The sequence below is a fragment of the Paraburkholderia terricola genome, from assembly GCF_003330825.1.
Taxonomy (GTDB): domain Bacteria; phylum Pseudomonadota; class Gammaproteobacteria; order Burkholderiales; family Burkholderiaceae; genus Paraburkholderia; species Paraburkholderia terricola.
This window is the reverse complement of the sequence record NZ_CP024942.1, coordinates 2,134,377-2,155,131: the sequence shown is the minus strand read 5'-3', so window position 1 is coordinate 2,155,131 and position 20,755 is coordinate 2,134,377. Positions and strand designations below refer to the sequence as shown.

Here is a 20,755-nt window from a genome sequence, read left to right as displayed (position 1 = left end):
CCCCTTGCACACGACCGGCACGCCCAGCGGTGTGCCGCCGACTTTCGGCGGGATCGGCAGTTTCATCGCGTTGATGCGCCGCACCCTTCGGCGGAACCTCGCCGCGCTCGACAGGCGAGCCGACGAAGCGTGGCGCATCCGGGCCGAAGCGCAGACGCTCAAGGACACAGGTAGTAACCCGTTCCATGCCGGGCGCATCCTTAAGCTGGAAGAGCGGGCCGACAAACTCGACGCGCATCGCGCCGCGCTATCGGCGTCCATACGCGAGTGCGGCTACATGCTGGCGGACGCCGCGCCGCAGATCGACGCCATCACCACGCTGGCCGAGCGCTGCGATCTGTTGAACGTGAACGTGGCGGACCGCGCCTGGTTATCTGACGCTGATGGCGTGGTGTCGATCCTCTTCGCGCACGCGCTCGAAGATTCCGCAGAACGCCGGCATTGCGAGTTCAACGACGGGCCGCTGTTCAACGCCCTGCGCCGCGTCATGATGGATTTTCTGGATACACCGGGGGGACAGGCAGCGAGCAACAGTCTGTTCGAACCGGGCGGCATGTTCGAGTGGCTGCCGTTCTACAGGCAGAACCCGGACGGCACCGTGACGCGCGTCCCGCCGCCGCTGCGGGAGGCGCGCCCATCGGACGCGGAGTAATCCGACGAAGGAGACCATCATGATCGACGCGTTGATCGCAGGAAAACTTTTCGGCGCAGCAGTGGAGCGCACCGGCCAGAGCGGCAAGGTGTTCGGGACTGCCAAGGTGCGCGCCACCGATTCCGACGGTGAAGGCCAGTTCATCAACGTCGTCGCGTTCGATGATCGCGCGAAGACCGCGCTGCTCGCGCTCGGTGACGGCGACAGCGTGTCGGTGTCGGGCGCGATGAAAATCGGCACGTATGAAGCGCGCGACGGCACGACCCGGATCAGCATCAGCATGGTCGCCGTCGCCGTGCTGACGAGTTACCACGTGCGGCGCAAGCGTGAGGCCGTCGCGCAGGCATCCGGCCCGAAGCCGGAACCGCCAGAGCGCGCCACCGCTACGCGCAAACATCAGGGTCTGCGCGACGCGGAAAAGCTTTATGGCGGCGATGCAGCGCCTATGGTTGAAGACCGTCTTGACGAACCTTTCTGAAGGAGACCGCAATGGAACACCCGATCTGGTCGCAACCTGCTGACGCGCTCGCGGTATTGATCTCACCCGTGAACGGGGATGCTCGCGGCGAAGACGACGACGCCCGTCTCATCGATGGTCTGCTGGTGCAGATTGACGGCGGCAACGGCCAGCGTGCGCGCACAAGGTCCGCCAGCTTTCTCAGGTTCGATGGCGCGACGTTCTGGATCGACAGCTGCTCGGGCCATGCGCTCGATCACGTGACAGCATGGCGGCGGAAATGAAGGCGCTTCCGGTTTCGGAGTTCGCGGGCGTCGTCGCAATGATCGACGCCGCTGCGATAGCGGCCACAGCCGGGGCGGCGCGTGTTGCTGATGAACAGCGGCGCAAGGCCAGGCGTGATGCGAAGCGTGATGCAAAGCGCAAGCCCGCGAAGAGACGAGCGGCAACCGGCCGTGTCTGACGCGACCCGTCATTTGCAGTGGCAACGCTTGTTGCGAGAAAACATTTTTGACAACGCGGTGCATAATCCGACGCATGAACATCAGCCAGTACAAGGCCCTGATCGCCGATTTGTCGCGGCGCGTTCCGCTCATCGTGAAGGAGATCCCAAATGGTCACTTCATCATGATCCTGACGAAGCATGGCGTGCCCGTCGCGACGCTCAGCCGCAAGGTCGCGATCGAAGCCGGTCCGATCCGGACCGTCCCGCTCATGTGTGAACCCGAGGACCAGAATGCCGATCTCTAAAAGTCGCCTGCAACCCGATGCAAAGCACTCCGTATCGCCGCCTGACAGCCGCGCGGAGAAGGCCGAACCAGTACCCCCCGCGCCGCTCCCGAAACCGAAGACCACACGCACCGGCACGCCGTGGAGACGCTCATGGCCCGGTTCCAGACCAATCTCATAGATGGCTACCTGTCGGGTCGCGTCCCGCAAAATTTCCTGAGCATCACCGGCTCAATCCTGATCCGGTAGTGGTAACCGAACTGGAGGCACCACCATGGCAACGTCTATACATCAGCAATCTGCCGACCTCTTGCGACTCGTCGAGGCGACAGGCATGCGCGCCGATCTCGAAACGAAGCTCGAAGCGCAGAATCTTCAGGAGCGCAAGCGGCTTGTCGCCGAGATCATGGGCAAGCGTGCCGAATTCGAGCGCGTGTCACCGGGCCTTGACCGCGCCTTCCGTGAAGCGTGGGAGAACCTTGAACTCGCTGAGGCGAAGCTTCGCGCCGCGAAACAGGTCTTCAATCATGTCGCGCAGCAATCGCACGGTGCTCAATGCCAGGCTGGCACTTGTCAGGAAGAGGCACGGCTTGAGAAGATTGCGCCGCGCTTTATCCGCGATGCCATCGACAGCGTCGAGGAGATGACCGATTTTCTGCGCGGCATCGTTCGTGGGGAGACCCGGCAGATAACCGAGTGGACATTTGCAGGCCGGGTGTCCCGCACCATCGATATTTCAAACCTTGAGCTCGTACGCTCGATCCGGATGACGTGCGAGGCAGCGCTCGATGAGATGCACGCCATGATGCTCGACACACACACGCCGCTCGCCGAGCAGCGCAAGCGGTGCGAGGCGCTTGTTGCCGGGTGCAAGGCGAGCGCAATGCCGCACCTGAAAGACGACCCGAATTTCCTCAGGCATCAGGACAGCAAGCATGCGCGTGCGGCGAAGTCGGCCTGACGTCCCGCCGACGATCACATACAGGAATCAGGAAAATGAACGTCCCGAACCCGATTGACTGGCAAACGCCCGAACTCGCCGCCGACGTGCTGCGGCCCCTGCTCGCCGGTCGCCCCTATATCGAGAATCTGATCGTCAGGGTGGACCCGGCTGGCGTGCATTCGGTCAGCCCGGTAACGACCTACCGGCAGGCGCGATGGACCGCTGGTGATGATGGTGAAGACTGCTGGGTCGATGCCGGGACCAGCCTGCGTCTGTATCACGTCACGGGTTGGGTCCGCGCCGCATGATGCCGTGCGTGCGACCCATAGCGCCGCCGAAGCCCGTGGGGCACGCAGCTAGCGGTGCATCGCTCCCAGCGTCGCTGCGCCCGATCTGGTGCGTCTGGGCGCGTTTCCTGACGTGTCACACCCGGTAGGGGGTGCAAATCGCTAGCGGCCCCGGCCGCGTGATCGTTGCCCAGGCTCTTTTCTTATGCGCGCGATTTAAACAAGGGGGATCAGATGGACAGCAGGAAACCGCGCCGTCGGGACCGCGACGCGCGAATCTGGTTTTCAAAGGGGTCGCAGTTTGCATACCTCCTTTGGAACGCCCGCCGACCCTATGCGTGATCGCCGGTCGCAACGGTATCGCCGCCTGCAAGCGGGCGAACATCACGCCGCAGCGCGCACGCGTTTTAGCCGCTGGTGGGGCGCACCCTCATGACTTATCGGATTTTTCCCGCGAGCGGTTTCTAGCCTCGCCGGTGACAGCTAGAATCGCCATTCGCGAGCGGTTTGGAATCCTGCTTGTGCACGAAACCCGTTCTGTTCGGTTTCGTGATCCAGAAGCCTACGCGATTCACGACCTTCCGTCAGGCAGCGCCGCCGGTGGTACGTCATGCGCTCAACAGTTCGATCAGGCGAAGTCGTGCGGCTGCATGTGCCGCAACCCTGGCGTTTGCTCGCGGGCGGGCCAATCCGTCAATCGCACGCAGTCGATTCGCTGCCTTACCCTCACCTGCGCGCTGGGCCAGCTTTCGCACCACGGCGTCGAACGGGAGGACATCATCGACCATGCCCTCGACCTTCGCCGCTTGCGCGGATAACATGCGCCCCTGACCCATCCCATTGCGCACGGTCGCGACATCCACGCCGCGATTGCGCGCGACGTTCTTCACGAACGCGCTGTAATACGCGTCCACGCGCGCCTGCACATGACGCCGTGCTTCGGCACCGAGCGGCTCGAACGGGTTGCCTTCGGTCTTGTGCTTTCCCGCCGCTATCAACGTGGTTCGGATACCCGCCTTGTCGAGCGCTTGCGACAGGTCCTGATGCGCGGCGAACACGCCGATTGAACCGGCTTCGCCTCCCGGCGTCACATAGAACTCGCCCGCGCTCGTGCCGATCCAGTAGGCAGCGCTCGCCGCAAGACTGTTCGCAATCGCAACGGTGGGCTTCTGCGCGCGGGCGCGGTAAATCTCGTCGGCCAACTCCATGATGCCGTAGACGGAGCCACCCGGGCTGTCCACGTGCATGATGCCAGCGATGCTGTCGTCAGCGAGCGCGGCGCGAAAATCCTGCGTGAAGCGCTCAACGCCGACCAGCCCGAATTGCTCGGCGAAGTCGCTCGCGCGCGGCACCAGCATGCCGTAAAGCCGTAGCACTGCAATCGCGCCGTGACCTGTCCGCGTGGAGCGTCCAGTATTAGCGCTCGTCTGCGGTTCGCGTGCGCGCATCGTCGCCTGGTCGCCGCTGCTGTGCATGAGCAGATCGCGAATAAATGGCAATCTGTCCGGGAGCACGGCCCACGGCGCTGAGGGAACGGTGTCGAGAGCGTACTGCATGGAGCCTCCGTCGCGGCGTTGTGGCGCTGGAACGTGCACGTCCGCGTCAAGGGTCATGCTACCCGCGACGGGCGTCCAATGCGTAGCAGCGCACAGAAAAATCTTCGAGAAATGCGTATTGTCGATCCACGGCATGGGGGAAGTATTTGCCGCGCCCTGAACCGGGCGCGCGACTGCTGGCGTAGATTGCAGCGCGCAACTGGATAGGCGACCAGTAATCAAACGCCCGCTTTGTCGGGCATTAAACAAAAATGAAACGGGGACCAGAATGAAATCAACATTTGCTGTGCTGGGGCTGCTGGCCCTCACCGGATGCGCTTCCATAATCGATGGCTCGACTCAGGTGATTTCGGTCGAAACGCGCAGAGGCACAGAGCTTGTGAGCGGTGCCAACTGCCAACTGACGAACAACAAGGGCACATGGTTTGTGACAACGCCGGGCACGGTCGCAATGCACCGTTCGTACGATGACCTGAACATCAAGTGCGAGAGGGCCGCGAGCGAACCTGGCGTCACGACAGTTAAATCGTCAACCAGGGGCATGGCGTTCGGGAACATTCTCTTCGGTGGAGTTGTTGGCGCGGCCATCGATATGGGCAGCGGCGCCGCTTATGACTACCCCGCGTTGATTACCGTCATGATGGGCGCGGCGAAGATCGCTACGCCAAGCGTGGTACCAGCACCCGCGATAGCGTCGCAAGCGACTAACACCGCGTGGGTTTCCCCGGGCAACGTCGTGCAGTCCTGCTCGACGCTGCCGCCGGGTCAGCGTGTCAATTGCACGATCCCTTGAGCCTGACTTGTGGCGGCGCCCGCTCCGGCGGAGCAATATAAAACGATCCCCGGGAAGTAACATGAACAGGAATCTGCTGGTACTGGCGCTGATGCTGGCAATGTGCGACGCCACTCGGGCTCAATGGATAGGCAGCGCGCAGCCAGTTCAGACCGAGCAAGCCGGGTCGCGGACGACCTATTCGACGCAAGACCGATCGCCTGCAAACCGTCGCTTGTCAGATTGCGCTGAGCGACAGCGTCAGGCCGCACAAGATTTGATGGCGGCAGCTAGACAGGGCGATCCTCGAAACTATAGTATGCGCATCGCGGCGCTGGCTCCGTCGTACCGTGTCAACTGCAATTGACGAACGGCGCGGCGCGGGCTAATTCGAACCTGAAGGAGAGCCGCGCGATCCGTCGTCGCACTGAACTGCTCAAGCGAATTCACGCGGGGCGTCTTTCCGCGCTCCAATACTGCCGACGACAGCGATGGAGGGCTCACGTGAAGCCGTTCGCGCGGCCTGCTCGTTCCTGAGTGTTTTGATCGACTTTGCGCCGCCATCAGCCGATCACGACAGGCAACCAGCGGCCATTTACTGCCGTTTGCCCGTTTCGTGGCTCGGCCGAGTGAACGTCAGCTTCCGCCGAGCTACCTGACGGTCGCACCTTGACAAGGTAACCACATCATTGCCGAAGGTAATGTGGTGGGTTCCGAGCAAGCTGACGCTGTTGACAAGGTCGGGGCTTGCAACTCGATACCCGGGCAAAGATCCTTGGCGCATTGCGACCGACCTGGTGACATAGACTACGAGGCACGGACTCAACCGGCGCGACACCGAACACGGATGACCTATTTGAGCAACCTTGACGACCAAGCCCGCGCTGAACTGCTCTGCTACCGATGGTGGGGCAGCTGGTCGCGCGAGCGCGCACAAGCGGTTGGATGCGAACCGATCATGTTGTGGAGTTGCTGAGCATCTGGCTAAACGGCAACGGAGCCCGAGCCGACTGGACGGACTGCGTTCACCTCGGCGCCCTATCGGAAAAAGTAGCACTGGGTTTTGCCGAGTTCCCCATGTTTGCAGATTCGTATTTTCTCGCGCAGCTGTTCACCGATGGGTGGCGGTTAGACTACCGCTCACCAAGTGTCCGCAAGATTTATGCAGCCTGCGAAGACGAGTTGCAGCCGAGCTAGGCCTATTTAGTCGCAGCCGCACTGCCTCAACAAACCCCACAAAGAGCGACCGGATGGACGCCATTCGAGGTTCAGGGGGAGATTCTGTTCTGACTCCCGGGATTTCAAAGAACTGAAGCGACGTTCGGGGCGGCATAGCGGTTGCTAAAAAAAGGGAGCCTCACTGTGCTCTCGCTATGTCTATCATCCTGATTGTTGACGATGATCCCGATTCGCTGTGGCTTCTCCAGGTTGCCTTGGAGGGACGGGGCCATCATGTTGTGCTCGCGGGCGATGGGCAATCGGCTCTGGAAATGGCAGGTCATTGCCTTCCTGATGTAATTGTCACCGACTGGAACATGCCGCGCATGGACGGGGACGTCTTATGTGAGCGGCTGAAGTGTTATCCGGCACTGGCCTTGATTCCGATCGTCATGACGTCGGCACGGTCGCCGCCGTTGGATAGAACCGGACTATGGAATATTTTCCTCCGCAAGCCCATAGATATCGAAACGCTCGCTGCGACCGTCGATTCTCTCGTGACCAAGCGCTTGGGGAATAACTCGATTCGGTCGCATTGCGGGGCCGCGCCGCTATGCAGGTGGCCTGCGGAAGCTCTCAAGTACTGGGCCTAGCACCGCCGCGCTTGAGGCCGCGCGAACCGACTATTTCAAACGATTTCTGGCGTCACTCGAACGTGTCTACACCTTGGGACCGGTCATTCGCCACGCTTGGCCCGAAGGCCGAGATGGGTCGCGTGTCGCCGGCCGCTCGAGGCCTTCGAGGCGGGCGACGTATGCCAGTTGCATGAGGCGGGGATCGGCCATGAGCCGCCGTTCACACGCGGCATCGCTCGGACGTTCAAGGGTCGGCTACACTCCGCGAGCGGCATCCATTCGTAAAGGATGAATGCCCATTCGTCGGCCCAACTTCGCCGCAAAATGTAATTAGAAGGATGAAAGAGAGCCCGTTTAGCTTGCTGCCTCTGTGTTTGCTGGGACCACCGCGCAGCGAACGGTACAGCATGATCTTCTGACGCTGGTCAGGACTAGGATTCCGTATGAGTGCAAATAGGCCTTTTAGGCGGATGTGTCGTCAATTCGTTGACGGTCACTATTCAGAGGGCGGCAGATGGATGTATCTCTTGCACCCGAAATATGCGACAGACCCACGCCACTACGTTCGCGCATTCCTGCTGCTTCAGGAGGATATCCTCGACCTTTTTTCGTATGTCGAGCCGAGCGACGTGAACCTCAATACCTACTCTCACCGTATCCAGCAGTTGCTGATCAGAGCATGTATTGAGGTAGAGGCGAACTTCACCGCGATCTTCTTGGACAATGGATTCGGCGATAATGACACACGGTTCAATATCAACGATTAAAGCTTATTAATACGTCACACAGACTATCGTCATTCCAGATTCGGATTCCAGGATGGACGGGAGATCGTGGAACACGCCGACCGTTTCTTGCGTGGGCGGAGGAAGACGGGCGCCTTGATTGGTATCGCGCATACAACAAAGCTAAGCATAATCGACATGAAAACTTTCACTTGGCAACCTTTGACGCGCTGCTCGACGCTTATTGCGGGCTGAACGTCCTATTGTCCGCACAATTCATGGACGAGGATTATGGGCCGGGTTCTAAGAGCATCGGCGTTATGGGTGCTGACTACTACTATGAGGGAAACGATGGCATGGATCCCTCAATTGGTGGCTCGTTACGAATAAGATTTCCGGACGATTGGCCGGCCGATGATCGATATGAGTTCGACTGGCAGGGGCTAAGGAATCTCGATGACCCTTTTGTGAATTTTGACTACGCGGCGCTTCTCCAGCCTGAGCGACGCCGTTGATCCGTGTGATTGCGCCGCAGGAGATGTCCACGTCAATTCACCATCCGATACCGGTCGTTCGGTGGCTACGAACCATCCGCAGGGTGATAGGATTGGCCGATCAATGCCACAACGACCCAGCCGAGTCCTTGAATATTCAGATGGCTCAGAAAATCACACACGACCAAATCGCGGCTGCATTCAATGTGGCCAGCGACGTTTTTGATCAGAAACTCTCGAAAGTGCGAGGGGTGCAAACGCTCTATGAAAACCATGGTGTCAACGAGGTGTCAGCGGGCGACTTAATCGAGATTTTTCGCTCTATGATGGCTGGCAAAGTGTTCCAGCGCACTTTGAGCATTGACGGCACTCGCTACTTTCTTCAACGGATTGAAGAGGAAAGGCCTACTCATCTAGCTGGCGCCGTGGCATCGAACGTTAAGCACCTCGACTACTACGAGCGGCTGCCAACCGGCCACCCACAACCCTCGAAGCGCAAGCTGGTCAACGAATGGGTCGCACGGCTTTCCGAGCCACGTGATTTGAACGCGCTCGAGGCAGCGTTTTGGCAATCGGTAGATAGCGCACTGACAGATTCACCCGATATTCGCCAAGGTCGTCTGCAACACTCAAAGAAACTACCCGAAAAGATTAAGGTGGTGACTGAGGCTTATGTCCGCAACCCTGATGTTGTTGCTGAAGCTTTGCATCGGGCACGCGGGCAGTGCGGGCGGTGCAAGCAACCGGCTCCGTTTTCTCGTAGACAAGATGGATCTCCTTATCTTGAAGTTCACCATATCCAACTGTTGAAAGACGGCGGCGAGGATACGGTTGAGAACGCTATTGCGCTATGCCCGAATTGCCACCGAGAACTGCACTTTGGCGCAGCGGGGCGCCTCCTCTCCTCTGAATGATGGTCGTATGAAATTGTCCTGGGGCTTTGCCGAATTCTGTGATTTCTTGCGGTTTCTCGGTTTCGCGTAGAGCCGATCAACGAAAACGCAAACGTGGTCGCGTGAGTGTCGGTTCTAGACACAGTATCTGCCGTCGAGGTGTCGTTGGGTCGAATGTCGGTTGAGGGTCGCGTGCTGCCGATCACGGCCGTGTGAGATTCAGGTAGCCCATTCCATCTCGGCCAGTTTCGGTGTTCGGCAACGTCGCATAGATTGCCGACAATCCGAACCTTCATGGACAGCCGATTGTGCGGTCTCGAACATCCAAGCAAGTAGTTAAGACCAGAATATTAGCGTGACTATGTGCGTGGTTAAGGTTGGACTTTTAGGGGAGCACTCATGGAATTCGAATATGACAAGCACACACGTGTGGCCAGGTATGCTTACGCCTTGATTGCGCTTGCACTATACGGTTGCCTTGCTGTTGCCTCGCAGGCTGGATTTTCGGCCGATCAGTACATCAATATAAAAATAGGTGACGAGCGTCTTCAGCGAGTGGTTACGTTCACAGTTCCCAAAGTCTATGCCCCCCAGTTCAACGAGAATTTTTTTCGGCTTGTCGTTGACTATCCGTCAATGCAACCGACAATCGGTCCCAAAGAATATAAACTCGACGATGATTCGCTTGCAATTGTCGTGGAGGCTTACCCCAAAAATGGGACGATGGCCGATAGCGTAGTTGAGGGAATCTACGGCGCAAAAAAAATCGGTAGCCAAGATGGTTATACGATATACAGTGAACCTCTTGGAAAATCGGCGCCCACGAAAGGATTCGCCTACGAAGATGCGCAAAACAATAACGTGGTAGTCAGGGATCCCGGGGCATGGTCCATTCGCTATGAAATAACGCATGGTATCAAGCCATACTATTTGATCAAGTGTTCTTTTAGTAAGAACTTAAACATACCATTTCGCGACATCGACGATGCTGCATCCAAATTTATCGCGAGCATGTTTACTAAATGAAATGAGAAGAGAAGTGTTCGACAACTTGATCCGAGTGGCTGCTTTGGCAAAGGCTGACCGACCGAAACGGGTCGGCATGAGACCTTCGTGACCGGTATCGGGTAACGGCAACTTCAAGCTTCTCCAGTTCGGCTGCCCGTTTGCGACTGAGTGACAGTCCGGACACGCCCGCCGCATAGAGGGTCACGTCGAGCCGTTTGATGAGCCCGTTCGGACATCCTGCGCCGCATGACCGGATCAGCGAATCCGGAGCGGATCACGAGCGCTGAACCCTGCGCTCGCCCGGAGCGATGCCGCCTTGCTGAACCGGGGCGGCAAATCGGCCACTGTCCCGCCCGCGTCGCCAGTTCGATGTAAATCCGGCCCTGCGGCCAGCGGCACAGGCGGATTCTCAAATAATCCGGTACTGGAATTTTTCTGCAAATACAGGCGGGGGTAGAACTGGGGGTAGTGGCTGGAATTTTTCTCGAAAACCTTGTCTGTCAAGGCTTTCAGGCATGAATTACTCTTTGCGGCGGCAAAGAAAGTAGGTGCCGCCCCGCACAGCAATGCTCTCAACTTAAGCCCCGCTGCATCAAGCGAGTTTGTACGCGAGATGGAAGTGGGGCTTGGCTTTTCTGGGTGGTCTTGGATAGGAGCGTGAGGGCTGTATCCGGCATCGGGTCTGGTGGATCATTTCCAGCACACCGGCGAGGCCGTCCAGACAGCGCTGGATGCGCAGAAGACACGCGCCGAGGATGGGCTTGAGTGCGCCCAGTGCATACACCCGGTTAGGACGGCTGGCATGTCTGTCGTCGTGCGGCGCATCGAGATCGCTGAGCAGTGTGCACAGGTTGTCGGCGAGGATTTTTGCGCCGAAGTCCTGCTGTAACGCCAGGTAATCGAGGCCTGTGACGGCTTCCAGCCGCAGCCGGTGCTTGAGTCGTTTGAATGCTTCCTCGACCCGCCAGCGCTGGTGATAGAGCGCGCCGAACGATGCCGCCGGATAACGCCCGCCATCGAGCAGCGAGGTCATCAGCACACGCACGCGACCGCCCGGCGTGACGTCGCGGATCAGGCGCACAGTCGTGGGCGTACGCGCCAGTTCATAGGCGCGGGCATCCGGTTCGCTGGGCGCTTCCAGTGTCACCACATGCTCGGCTTTACCGCTGCGGGTAAAGGCGCTGACGCATTTCCAGTTACGCGCATCGACGCGCATGCAGAACGGGATTTCGCGCTGTGCGAGCGCCGCCACCATCGCGTTGCCGATATAGCCGCGATCGAGCAGCAGCAGGTCGGTATGCGGTTGCAGTACATCGAGGGCTTCGAACAGCATCTGCCGCTCGCCGCCGTCGGCGGGATGAAGTGCAGCGTGCAGGGTCAGTTCGGAACCCGGCAGGAACAGCGCAAACGCGTAGTGATCGGCGCGCAGTTCATGGCCGCGACGCGTGCCCACACGCAGGCGGCTACCGTCAGCGGCGACCAGCCTCAGGCCGTGCCAGCGCATCGAATCGATATGGGGTTGGGCCAGCGAGATCAGGCGGGCGCGGGCCAGCTCGAACAGTTCGGCAGACACTCCCCGTCGCGCCTTGCTGAAGGCCTGTGCGCTGACAGCGCGGGTGCGCCCGCCGCTGCTTCCCAGTGCGCCGAATAGCGCGTCAAGTTCGGCCTGCACACTGGCGCACATGCCGGACATCATCAGCGCGGCCATGCGCGGCAAGGTCAGTGTGCGATTGCGGGTAAAGGCAGTGGGAGAACGACGCACGCGATCGGCGAGCGCCGGATCGAGCAGGAAATCGGAGAACTCAGCCAGAAGCCGCGAGGACGCTGGTATTTGAGTTCATATCGTTGATTTATCAGTGAGTTATGCGATGAAGTTTACAGGGGCAATGCCTCGTTTACAAGCTCTTTGAGGCTTAAGTTGAGAGCATTGCCCCGCACAGGGGCAACGCCAATAGACCACTAACAAACCAAGGAAAGGCCAACCCAGCAACGCCACGACTAAAAGCGCCGCGCAGGCAAAAAAACCACCCCAACCCGCCAGCCAAATGAAAGCCAGCCCACGAACTGCAACAATGTTTTGCTCCAGCCAGCCTGCGTCAACAGCCCCGCTTCTGCGATACTGAATCCGTGTTTTGCTTCCCCTGCAAACACATCGCTGTCTTTGGCCCGCCGTCCTGCGGCGGGCTTTTTTAATCAGCCAGAAGAACAGGAAAACCACATGAACGCCTCTCTCGAAACGCTGTTTCCCGATCACGTCCATAGCGACGACAGCATCGTCACCGCGCTGAATCATCAGGACATCGTCGTCGCGTTGTCGGCGGCGCTGAAGACGCAAGACGTGGCGGTGTTGCACATGCTTTATCCGCGCACGGACGCGCGCACCCACCGCAGTCTCGATGCGCTCGTGAACGTGTTGCACGGCCACGGTCTGCATGAAGTGGCGGATCTCATCTCGCAGGAAGCGCACTATCTGCTGTTCAAGGATCCGGTGAAGGCATGGAAAGCCTTCCACGAAATTCGCAACGACTCGCTCGCGATCGGCGTGCACCTGTATTACCACGGGCTCGTCGGCGAAGCAGCGGAAGTGGCGCTCGACAAGGACGCGCATCGCAAGGCTTGAGGTTCGTCAGGAAAGCGCCGAATGTGCTGAGACTCATGGGAAGGTTTCCGCCGCGCCAGCGCGAACCCCGGGCTCCCCCGGCGACATACCTCTCTGTCACCTGCCGCTCATCGCGCGAATGAACTCGTCGACGTAGCGATTGAACGCCGACGGATGCGCGAGGTTCATGCCGTGCGACGCCCCGCGCACTGTTTCGCGACGGGCATCGGGCAGCCAGGATTGCAGCGCGGTCGCGGTACGGCGGAACATGTCGGGACTCTTTTCGCCGTCGATCAGCAGAACCGGGCAGCGCACTTCGGCCGCTTCCTCGGGCACGTAGGCAGGCAACGGATCGCGGAATTGCCGTGCCAGCGTGTGCGCGTTGTTGGTCGCCATGCGGCGAAAGCCCGGCGTGCTCATGGCCCAGAAACCCGGCCGGCTCACCGAGTCGACAAACAGTTGCAAGCCCGCGTCCACCTCGCCCGCGTCGATCAGTTGCGCCGCTTTCGCACGCAATGCGTTGACCGTTTCCGGCAAGCGCGCGGGCGGCCGTCCCGCGATCTGCAGCGGCCCGCCAGGATCGGCGAGCGTCAGCGTGCGCACGTGCCGAGCATGCCGCCGCGCGAAATGAAACGCGACGCAGCCGCCGCGCGAATGTCCGACGACGTGCGCCGGTCCCGCGCCGAAACGGTCGATGAACTCGGCCACTTCGTCGGCATGCTCGCTCCAGCTGAACGGCAGATCGGGCCCGGTGTCGGTCACCGGCCAGTAATGCGTGAGACTCACCGCGATGCAGCGGTAATGCTTCGACAGTCCCGCGAGTTGCGGCTGCCAGTAGCGGTAGTCGCACAGCGAGCCGTGCACGAACAGCAGCGGTTCGCCCTCGCCGGCTTCCACGTAAGGCATGCGCAAGCCGCTTCGCAGTTCGACGAAAGACGACGATGACGCCGGGGACGAAGCGGGAACAGATGGATTCACGGATGGTTCGCGGACGGCGCGGCAGCGCCTGATTACAGCCGCGCCGACTGGACATGATCTGGAAAGAAAGCGCGCGCGCATTCCTGAAGATGGACGCGACGCGTATTGTCACACGGCCATTAATCCCGGTGGCGGCTCATATCGCGCGCGGATTCCCGCGTTCATGGCTCCTGGCGCCCGTGACGTGAAATGCGCCGCGCCGGATCATTCGTAAGCAAGCTCGTCGAGCAAACCCGCGGCCACCGCCGTGCCGGCGCCGCGCACCGCGCAGGTCAGCGGTTCATCGGCCACGCGCACCTCCAGTCCGATTTCATTGCTCAGGCGACGGCTCAGGTTGCCGAGCAGCGCGCCGCCGCCGGTCAACACGATGCCGTTGTGCGCGATGTCGGTCACCAGTTCGGCCGGCGTCATTTCCAGCCCGCGCTTCACCGCGCCGATCACCTGGCGCAGCGGCCCTTCGATTGCATCGGCGATATCGTGGTTGCTCAACTGGACCGTGCGCGGCAGGCCGTCGTCGACGCTGCGGCCCGTCGCATTCATGTGCTCGAGCCGCACGTCGCGCACGGCCGAACCGATGCTCTTCTTCACGTGCTCCGCCGTCTGCTCGCCGAGCAGCACGCCGTACAGATTGCGCACGTAACTGACGATCGCCATGTCGAAGCTGTCGCCTCCCACGCGAATCGATCCGCTATAGGCCATGCCGCCGAGCGCAATCACGCCGACCTCGGTGGTGCCGCCGCCGATGTCGACCACCATCGACCCGGTCGCCTCCGACACCGGCAAGCCCGCGCCGAGCGCCGACGCGAGCGACTCGCCGATCAGGCTCACCTTCCACGCGCCGGCCGCGACGGCCGCTTCCTTGATCGCGCGCCGCTCGACCTGGGTCGCGCCCGCCGGCACGCACAACGTGAACGCGGCGCGGCGGCTGAAGAGCGGCCGCGGGCGCGCCATGTCGACGAATTGCCGGATCATGTGCTCGGCGGCGGAAAAGTTGGCGATCACGCCGTGGCGCATCGGCCGCACGGCTTCGAGATTGCGCGGCGCGCGGCCGAGTAGCTGGCGCGCCTCGACGCCCACGGCCGCCACGCGCTTTTGCCCGGCAGCGGCCTCTTTCTGAAAACACACGACGGACGGCTGATTCAGCACGATGCCCCCGTCGTCGGTATAGATGAGGGTGTTGGCCGTACCGAGGTCCACCGCCACGGAATGACGGAACAGTCGATCGAAAAGCGGGTAATGCGGCGTCGGTCTGGCCATAGGAAGGCTCTGTTGTGTCGTTATCCGCCCTTGCCGGGCAGTCTGGAAAAATGCGCCCCCGGTCACCCGAGCCGCGTGGCGCCTCGTGGGCGTTGCGCGGTCCGCGCGGCGGGGGTGATTTTCATGCTAATGAGCAGTTAACGACAAGCAGATAAATATCTTGAGGCCTTCTTTCATTCAGGGCCGTGTCAGTCCCGCGACAAAGCGCCCACCGTATGCGCCAGCGCCGCCTGGCCGAGCGCGACACCGTCCGCGTTGATCGTGTGGCCGATGCCGGGCAACGCGTAGGCGTCGACCGTGTAGCCGGCGCCGTGGAATGCGTCGGCGGCGGATTCCAGTTCCTGCACCGGAATCACTTCGTCTTCCTCGCCGTGGATCAGCGTGAGCGGCGTGCCGTTCTGCGCGACGATCACCGAGGCGAGCCGCCCCGAATACGCGACGACGCCGGCCGCGCCCTCGGCGCTGGTCGCCACGTGATGCATCGCCATGATCGAACCTTGCGAAAAGCCGACGAGCGCAAGCCGTCCGAAAGGCAACTGCCAGTGCGCGAGTTCGGCTTCGAGCATGCGGCGCAATGCCGGATAGGCGGCCGCGACGCGCGTCTCGCGATTGCCCTCGTTGATGTCGCGCAGACTGAACCACTGGCGTCCGCCGAAGCCGCCGTCGAACGCGTCGGTGCCGTCGAGCGACGTGAATGCGACATCGGGCAGGCTCTCGCTCCAGATGTCCGCGAGCGGCATCAGATCGCGCGCATTGCTGCCGACGCCGTGCATCAGCACCACCAACGCCTTGGCAGGCGCAGCCGCCGGCGCGCGCCGCCAGCCGTGTTCGAATTGCTCCCAGCTCATATCCGCTCCCTGTTCGTGTCGATTCGTGGTTCGTGATGGTTCTTCGTGTCGCGGCATGCAGCCGCGCGTGCCCGCTTCATGCGGCCCAACCCGCGAGCATACGCTGCCGCGCCAGGTTCCGCCCTCCGGCCTGCCCGCGCCGACGACGCCAAAACCTGAATACAGGTATGCTTTTGCGAGCATTCGACGGACCCGCCGACCGCGCATGCAGCATGCCGTGAGCGGTGAACGGCCCAGTCACGCAGAACATTCGCAGCGTCCCGATCGGAGAAACCGTTTGAGCCAGCCGACTTCCGTGCCCGCCTCCCCACCCCCTGCGCCACCCGCGCCACCGCCGCCGCTCAAGGGCGGGCAACTGGTTCTGGCGACCATCGCCGTGGCGCTCGCCACCTTCATGAACGTGCTCGACACGTCGATCGCGAACGTCGCGATCCCGACCATTTCGGGCAATCTCGGCGTCTCGGTCGACGAAGGCACTTGGGTCATCACCGTGTTCGCCGCCGCCAACGCCGTGTCGATTCCGCTGACCGGCTGGCTCACGCAGCGCGTCGGCCAGGTGAAGCTGTTCGTCGGCGCGATCCTGATGTTCGTGCTGGCTTCGTGGCTGTGCGGCATCGCGCCCACGCTGCCGATCCTGCTGGTCGCGCGGGTATTCCAGGGCGCGGTGGCCGGTCCGCTGATTCCGCTGTCGCAAGCGATTCTGCTCGGCTCGTATCCGAAGGAGAAAGCGTCGACCGCGCTCTCGCTGTGGGCGATGACGGCGACCGTCGGCCCGATCGCGGGCCCGGCGCTCGGCGGCTGGATCACGGATAGTTATAGCTGGTCGTGGATCTTCTACATCAACATCCCGGTCGGACTGTTCGCGGCGGGCGTCACGTGGATGATCTATCGCACCCGCGAGTCGCCCACCCGCAAGCCGCCCATCGACGTGGTCGGGCTCGGCCTGTTGATTACCTGGGTGGCGTCGCTGCAGATCATGCTCGACAAGGGCAAGGATCTCGACTGGTTCTCGTCGCCGGTAATCGTGATTCTCGGCATCACCGCGCTGATCAGCTTCTCGTTCTTCCTCGTGTGGGAGCTGACCGAGGACCATCCGATCGTCGATTTGCGGCTCTTTCAGCAGCGCAATTTCCTCGGCGGCACGATTGCGATTTCGGTGGCTTACGGCGTGTTCTTCGGCAACCTGGTGCTGCTGCCGCAATGGATGCAGGAGTATCTGAACTACCGGTCGGTGGATGCGGGTCTCGTCACCGCGCCGCTCGGCATCTTCGCGGTGCTGCTCGCGCCGGTGCTGGGCCGCGTGCTGCCGCGCTCGGACGCGCGCGTGATCGCGACGCTCGCGTTCGTCGGTTTCGCGATCGTGTTTTACATGCGCTCGAAGTACGTGATCGAGATCGACACATGGCACCTCGTGATTCCCACGCTGCTGCAAGGCATTCCGATGGCGCTGTTCTTCGTGCCGCTGACCGCGATCATTCTGTCCGGCCAGCCGCCGCACAAGATTCCGGCGGCGGCGGGTCTGTCGAATTTCGTGCGTGTGTTTTGCGGCGCGGTGGGCACCTCGATCGCCGGCAACGAATGGAACAACCGCACGGTGCTGCATCACGCGCGACTCACGGAGCGCGCCACGATCGACAACCCGCTGTTCAACCAGCAGATCGACTCGACGCAGTCGCTGCTGCATCTGAACCCGCAATCGGCGCATGCGCTGTTCGATTTCACCGTGAATACGCAAGCCGCGATGATGGGGCTGAACGACATTTTCTATGTGTCGGCGATCATCTTCATTCTGATCATTCCGCTGATCTGGATCACGCGGCCGGCCAAGGGCGGCGGCGGACCGGATGCGGCGGGCGCGCATTGATGTCGAAGTGTCCGCTCGGGCTCATTTGCGTCGCGTCACCGCTCGCGTGCGGCGTTAAGGGCGTGGTCGCGCTGCGTCAGCGTCAGCGTCAGCGGAAATAGCGCGCGGGTGTGTCGCCGAACGCATCGCGGAACACCGCAATAAACGACGACACGTCGTTGTAGCCGACGTCGAGCGCGACCCGCGTGACGCTCGCGCCCGCGCCGAGGTGCTCCAGCGCAACCAGCAGCCGCAATTGCTGACGCCATTGGCCGAAGGTCTGCCCCGTCTCCTTGACGAACAGACGCGCCGCCGTGCGAGCCGTCACGCCCGCCGCCGCGGCCAGGTCCTCGAGAATCGCGGGCTCGGCCGGGTTGGCGCTCAGCGCATCGGCAATCCGCTGGGTGCGCGGATCGCTCGGCCAGTTCAATCTCAGCGGCGCGGCGCGCAAACGCGGCAGGCGGTCCAGCAACACTTGCACGAGACGCGCGGCCGCTTCGTCGAAGGGTTGATCGTGCGGCAGATCGGCGGCGGCGATCAGCAAGGCTTCCACCAGCCGGTCGGGTACGACCGCATCGCTTTGCGCGGGCAGCGGCGCCGCCTCGGCGTCCGCGTACAGCGAATAGAGCCGCACGGGTCCGACGGCGGACAGGCGGTGCAGCACATTCGCCGCCACCCAGACCGCGTGCCCCGGCGGCACCACCCATCGCCCGGTTTCGGTGTGCGCGGTCAGCACGCCCGCGTTCACATGGATCAGCCGCGCGCGGCGATAGGCGCGCCACGGCTCGTCCAGCGTGTCGTGATTCTGGTCGATCACGAATACCGGATGCTCGACGCCGTCCGGATCAAAAGCTTCCATCATGGTGTCTGTTTTGCCGTGTTGTTGCAGGAAAGGCAGCAAGATTAGCATAGCCGGGGGAACCGCTGCCCGATCCCGCCAAGGCGACGCGAGTCGAACCCTACGCCGCGGCTTGCCAGTAGAATCGCGGCTTCAACGAGCCGAGCCCCATGAACTACGCATCCATCCTCGAACAGATCCACGGCGATCTGCAGCCTTATCTCGGCACCGGCAAGGTCGCCGACTACATTCCCGAACTGGCCAACGTGCCCGCCGACAGTTTCGGCATGGCGATCGTCACCGCGTCGGGCGAAGTATTTCGCACCGGCCAGGCCGACACGCGCTTTTCGATTCAGAGCATTTCGAAGCTGTTCGCCTGCACGATGGCGTTCCGGCTGCTCGGCGACGCGCTATGGCAGCGCGTGGGGCGCGAGCCGTCCGGCAACGCCTTCAATTCGCTGGTCCAGCTCGAAGCCGAACAGGGCAAGCCGCGCAATCCGTTCATCAACGCTGGCGCGCTCGTCGTCACCGACGTGCTGTGCCGCCGCTTCGTGCAAGCCGAGACGGCGCTGGTTGAATTCATGCGGCGGCTGACGGGCGAAACCGGCATCGACTACGACTCGCGCGTCGCGCAGTCGGAGTTGCAGCACGCGCACCGCAACCGCGCGATGGCGCACTTCATGGCGAGCTTCGGCAACATGGAAATGCCGCCGGAAGTGGTCGTCGATGCCTATTGCCGCCAGTGCGCGATCTCGATGAGTTGCGTCGAACTGGCAAAGGCGGCGCTGTTTCTCACCAATCACGGCGTGGTGCCCGCGAGCGGCGAGCGGATTCTCGACACCAGTTCCGCCAAGCGCCTGTCCGCGCTGATGTTGACCTGCGGCACGTATGACGCGGCAGGCGATTTCGTCTACCGCGTGGGCTTGCCCGCGAAAAGCGGCGTGGGCGGCGGGATCGTCGCCGTGCTGCCCGGCGAGATGGCGGTGTGCGTGTGGTCGCCGGGGTTGGATAGCAACGGCAATTCGCTGGCGGGGGTGTTGGCGCTGGAATGGCTGACGACTTATACGGGGCAGTCGATTTTTTGACGGCGAACCGCGCGCGGGGCGCGGATGCGTTGGCGCTCGCAGCCGCGAACCCTTGGCGATGCCGCAAGGCGAGCGCCTTTCCACCGCGCCGCAGAAAGTCGGCTCATCCCTCACTCACTGCGCGCGCTTGACCAGTTCCGCCAGCACGGTCTGATACGCGGTGGTGCCGATCACCCGCTCGTTCACGCCGTCCTCGAAATCGATCCACCCTGAATTGAAGCCGTCGAGCATTTCGATGCGCGGCGCGGGCCACGCCGTGCCCTGCGCCTGGAAGCGCGCTTCCCACTGATCGCGCGGCACCGCCTGCGACTTGACCGAGCGCCCGAGCACGCCGCCCAGCAGCGCGGCGATCTCAAGCTGCGTGTAGCGCTGCGGCCCTTCGATCTCGATCACGCGACGGCCCTGCCACGGCTGCGCGAGCGTATCGGCGATCACGCGGCCGATATCGGCGGTGGCGACCATCGGATACGGGCGATCGAGCGGTTGCAAAAAGCTCGGCATCACGCCCGTTTCGCGCGCCGGCGCGATGTCCCACAGCGAGTTTTCCATGAACCATGCCGGTCGCAAGATCGCGGTCGGAATCGGCAGATCCGCGAGCGCTTGTTCGAGAATATGGACTTGCGTGATGAGGCCAAGGCCCGACTCGCGCTGCCCGCCAACCGACGACAGCGCCGCGATACGCTGTGGCCGTGCCTTCGTCAGCGCTTCGATCAGCACGGCTGCGGCCGCATGGGCGCTCGGGTAGCCCGGCTGCGGCGCGAAGTTGGGCGCCATCATGGCGAAGACGCCCGCCGTACCGCTGAATGCATCGGCGAGCGCGTCGGCGTCCTCGAATGAGGCGATCGCCACTTCAGCGCCTCGCTTCGTCCACTGCGCCGCTTTGTTTTTGTCGCGCAGAACGGCGCGCACCGGATGCCCCGCGTCTAATAAAGCGCGCGCCGCCGCGCCGCCGACTTGCCCTGTTACACCGGTAATTGCGAACATGCTCGCTCTCCTTG

General features: G+C 62.0%; 24 protein-coding genes. 17 read left to right on the top strand and 7 right to left on the bottom strand.

The annotated features are described in order from the left end of the window. The first annotated feature begins 4 nt into the window (after positions 1-4). The 7 genes from CUJ90_RS28260 to CUJ90_RS28230 all read left to right on the top strand — a co-directional run bounded on the left by CUJ90_RS28260 (position 5) and on the right by CUJ90_RS28230 (position 3,089). Positions 5-652: a hypothetical protein gene (locus CUJ90_RS28260; protein ID WP_152035386.1), complete on the top strand. Its 648-nt coding sequence runs from the start codon at positions 5-7 to the stop codon at positions 650-652. A gap of 19 nt (positions 653-671) precedes the next feature. Next, a complete protein-coding gene (locus CUJ90_RS28255) occupies positions 672-1,130 on the top strand; it encodes a single-stranded DNA-binding protein (RefSeq protein WP_114164334.1) in 459 nt (152 codons plus the stop codon). Between the two features lie 11 nt (positions 1,131-1,141). Beyond that, entirely contained in the window at positions 1,142-1,393 is a 252-nt protein-coding gene (locus tag CUJ90_RS28250) for a hypothetical protein (RefSeq protein WP_114164333.1), read from the top strand. Further along, positions 1,390-1,572 (top strand): hypothetical protein, encoded by a 183-nt coding sequence (locus CUJ90_RS28245; protein ID WP_114164332.1) that lies wholly within the window; start codon positions 1,390-1,392, stop codon positions 1,570-1,572. Before CUJ90_RS28250 ends, CUJ90_RS28245 begins: the two co-directional genes overlap by 4 nt. Positions 1,573-1,646: 74 nt before the next feature. Continuing rightward, on the top strand, positions 1,647-1,859 hold the full coding sequence (locus CUJ90_RS28240; RefSeq protein WP_114164331.1) for a hypothetical protein: 213 nt from the start codon (positions 1,647-1,649) through the stop codon (positions 1,857-1,859). A 253-nt stretch (positions 1,860-2,112) separates the two neighbouring features. Next, the gene (locus CUJ90_RS28235; protein ID WP_114164330.1) at positions 2,113-2,799 is read left to right on the top strand and encodes a hypothetical protein; all 687 of its coding nucleotides are present in this window, start codon (positions 2,113-2,115) and stop codon (positions 2,797-2,799) included. 35 nt (positions 2,800-2,834) lie between these two features. Then, the gene (locus tag CUJ90_RS28230) at positions 2,835-3,089 is read left to right on the top strand and encodes a hypothetical protein (protein ID WP_114164329.1); all 255 of its coding nucleotides are present in this window, start codon (positions 2,835-2,837) and stop codon (positions 3,087-3,089) included. 587 nt (positions 3,090-3,676) lie between these two features. Here CUJ90_RS28230 and CUJ90_RS28225 read toward each other — a convergent pair. Next, positions 3,677-4,933 carry a S49 family peptidase gene (locus CUJ90_RS28225; RefSeq protein WP_244220051.1) on the bottom strand — a complete coding sequence of 419 codons (1,257 nt, stop codon included), beginning with the start codon at positions 4,931-4,933 and terminating at the stop codon, positions 3,677-3,679. On the opposite strand from CUJ90_RS28225, the gene CUJ90_RS28220 reads away from it, so the two are divergent. From CUJ90_RS28220 to CUJ90_RS28190, 7 genes are all read left to right on the top strand, one after another. Further along, the gene (locus CUJ90_RS28220) at positions 4,893-5,417 is read left to right on the top strand and encodes a hypothetical protein (protein ID WP_208645263.1); all 525 of its coding nucleotides are present in this window, start codon (positions 4,893-4,895) and stop codon (positions 5,415-5,417) included. The two genes, CUJ90_RS28225 and CUJ90_RS28220, sit on opposite strands and share 41 nt — an antisense overlap. 924 nt (positions 5,418-6,341) lie before the next feature. Then, positions 6,342-6,593, top strand: a complete 252-nt coding sequence (locus CUJ90_RS28215) for a hypothetical protein (protein WP_152035385.1) — start codon at positions 6,342-6,344, stop codon at positions 6,591-6,593. Positions 6,594-6,769: 176 nt separating this feature from the next. Continuing rightward, positions 6,770-7,207 (top strand): response regulator, encoded by a 438-nt coding sequence (locus CUJ90_RS28210; protein ID WP_114164326.1) that lies wholly within the window; start codon positions 6,770-6,772, stop codon positions 7,205-7,207. A 509-nt stretch (positions 7,208-7,716) separates the two neighbouring features. After that, complete coding sequence (locus CUJ90_RS28205) at positions 7,717-7,956, top strand: hypothetical protein (RefSeq protein ID WP_152035384.1); 240 nt, start codon at positions 7,717-7,719, stop codon at positions 7,954-7,956. Between the two features lie 170 nt (positions 7,957-8,126). Further along, complete coding sequence (locus tag CUJ90_RS28200) at positions 8,127-8,429, top strand: hypothetical protein (protein WP_114164324.1); 303 nt, start codon at positions 8,127-8,129, stop codon at positions 8,427-8,429. A gap of 128 nt (positions 8,430-8,557) precedes the next feature. Further along, a complete protein-coding gene (locus CUJ90_RS28195) occupies positions 8,558-9,322 on the top strand; it encodes an HNH endonuclease (RefSeq protein ID WP_244220050.1) in 765 nt (254 codons plus the stop codon). Positions 9,323-9,700: 378 nt separating this feature from the next. Beyond that, entirely contained in the window at positions 9,701-10,327 is a 627-nt protein-coding gene (locus CUJ90_RS28190; RefSeq protein ID WP_114164323.1) for a hypothetical protein, read from the top strand. A gap of 574 nt (positions 10,328-10,901) precedes the next feature. Here CUJ90_RS28190 and CUJ90_RS28185 read toward each other — a convergent pair. Further along, complete coding sequence (locus tag CUJ90_RS28185) at positions 10,902-12,098, bottom strand: IS4 family transposase (protein ID WP_114161999.1); 1,197 nt, start codon at positions 12,096-12,098, stop codon at positions 10,902-10,904. 429 nt (positions 12,099-12,527) lie between these two features. Between CUJ90_RS28185 and CUJ90_RS28180 the strand changes: the two genes are divergently transcribed. Next, positions 12,528-12,929 carry a hypothetical protein gene (locus tag CUJ90_RS28180; RefSeq protein WP_073427460.1) on the top strand — a complete coding sequence of 134 codons (402 nt, stop codon included), beginning with the start codon at positions 12,528-12,530 and terminating at the stop codon, positions 12,927-12,929. Between the two features lie 96 nt (positions 12,930-13,025). On the opposite strand, the gene CUJ90_RS28175 is transcribed toward CUJ90_RS28180, so the two are convergent. The 3 genes from CUJ90_RS28175 to CUJ90_RS28165 form a co-directional block, all read right to left on the bottom strand. Continuing rightward, positions 13,026-13,814, bottom strand: a complete 789-nt coding sequence (locus CUJ90_RS28175; RefSeq protein WP_114164322.1) for an alpha/beta fold hydrolase — start codon at positions 13,812-13,814, stop codon at positions 13,026-13,028. 276 nt (positions 13,815-14,090) lie between these two features. Beyond that, positions 14,091-15,143 carry a rod shape-determining protein gene (gene mreB / locus CUJ90_RS28170; protein ID WP_073427458.1) on the bottom strand — a complete coding sequence of 351 codons (1,053 nt, stop codon included), beginning with the start codon at positions 15,141-15,143 and terminating at the stop codon, positions 14,091-14,093. Positions 15,144-15,331: 188 nt separating this feature from the next. After that, a complete protein-coding gene (locus CUJ90_RS28165; RefSeq protein WP_073427457.1) occupies positions 15,332-15,991 on the bottom strand; it encodes an alpha/beta hydrolase in 660 nt (219 codons plus the stop codon). Between the two features lie 277 nt (positions 15,992-16,268). On the opposite strand from CUJ90_RS28165, the gene CUJ90_RS28160 reads away from it, so the two are divergent. After that, positions 16,269-17,855: a DHA2 family efflux MFS transporter permease subunit gene (locus CUJ90_RS28160; RefSeq protein ID WP_073427456.1), complete on the top strand. Its 1,587-nt coding sequence runs from the start codon at positions 16,269-16,271 to the stop codon at positions 17,853-17,855. An 88-nt stretch (positions 17,856-17,943) separates the two neighbouring features. Here the strand turns inward: CUJ90_RS28160 and CUJ90_RS28155 are convergent, their stop codons facing one another. Beyond that, a complete protein-coding gene (locus tag CUJ90_RS28155) occupies positions 17,944-18,696 on the bottom strand; it encodes an AraC family transcriptional regulator (protein WP_073427487.1) in 753 nt (250 codons plus the stop codon). 146 nt (positions 18,697-18,842) lie between these two features. Here CUJ90_RS28155 and CUJ90_RS28150 point away from each other — a divergent pair, with 146 nt between their 5' ends. After that, positions 18,843-19,757 carry a glutaminase gene (locus CUJ90_RS28150; RefSeq protein ID WP_073427455.1) on the top strand — a complete coding sequence of 305 codons (915 nt, stop codon included), beginning with the start codon at positions 18,843-18,845 and terminating at the stop codon, positions 19,755-19,757. Positions 19,758-19,871: 114 nt separating this feature from the next. On the opposite strand, the gene CUJ90_RS28145 is transcribed toward CUJ90_RS28150, so the two are convergent. Then, positions 19,872-20,741: an NmrA family NAD(P)-binding protein gene (locus CUJ90_RS28145; protein WP_073427454.1), complete on the bottom strand. Its 870-nt coding sequence runs from the start codon at positions 20,739-20,741 to the stop codon at positions 19,872-19,874. Positions 20,742-20,755 lie beyond the last annotated feature (14 nt).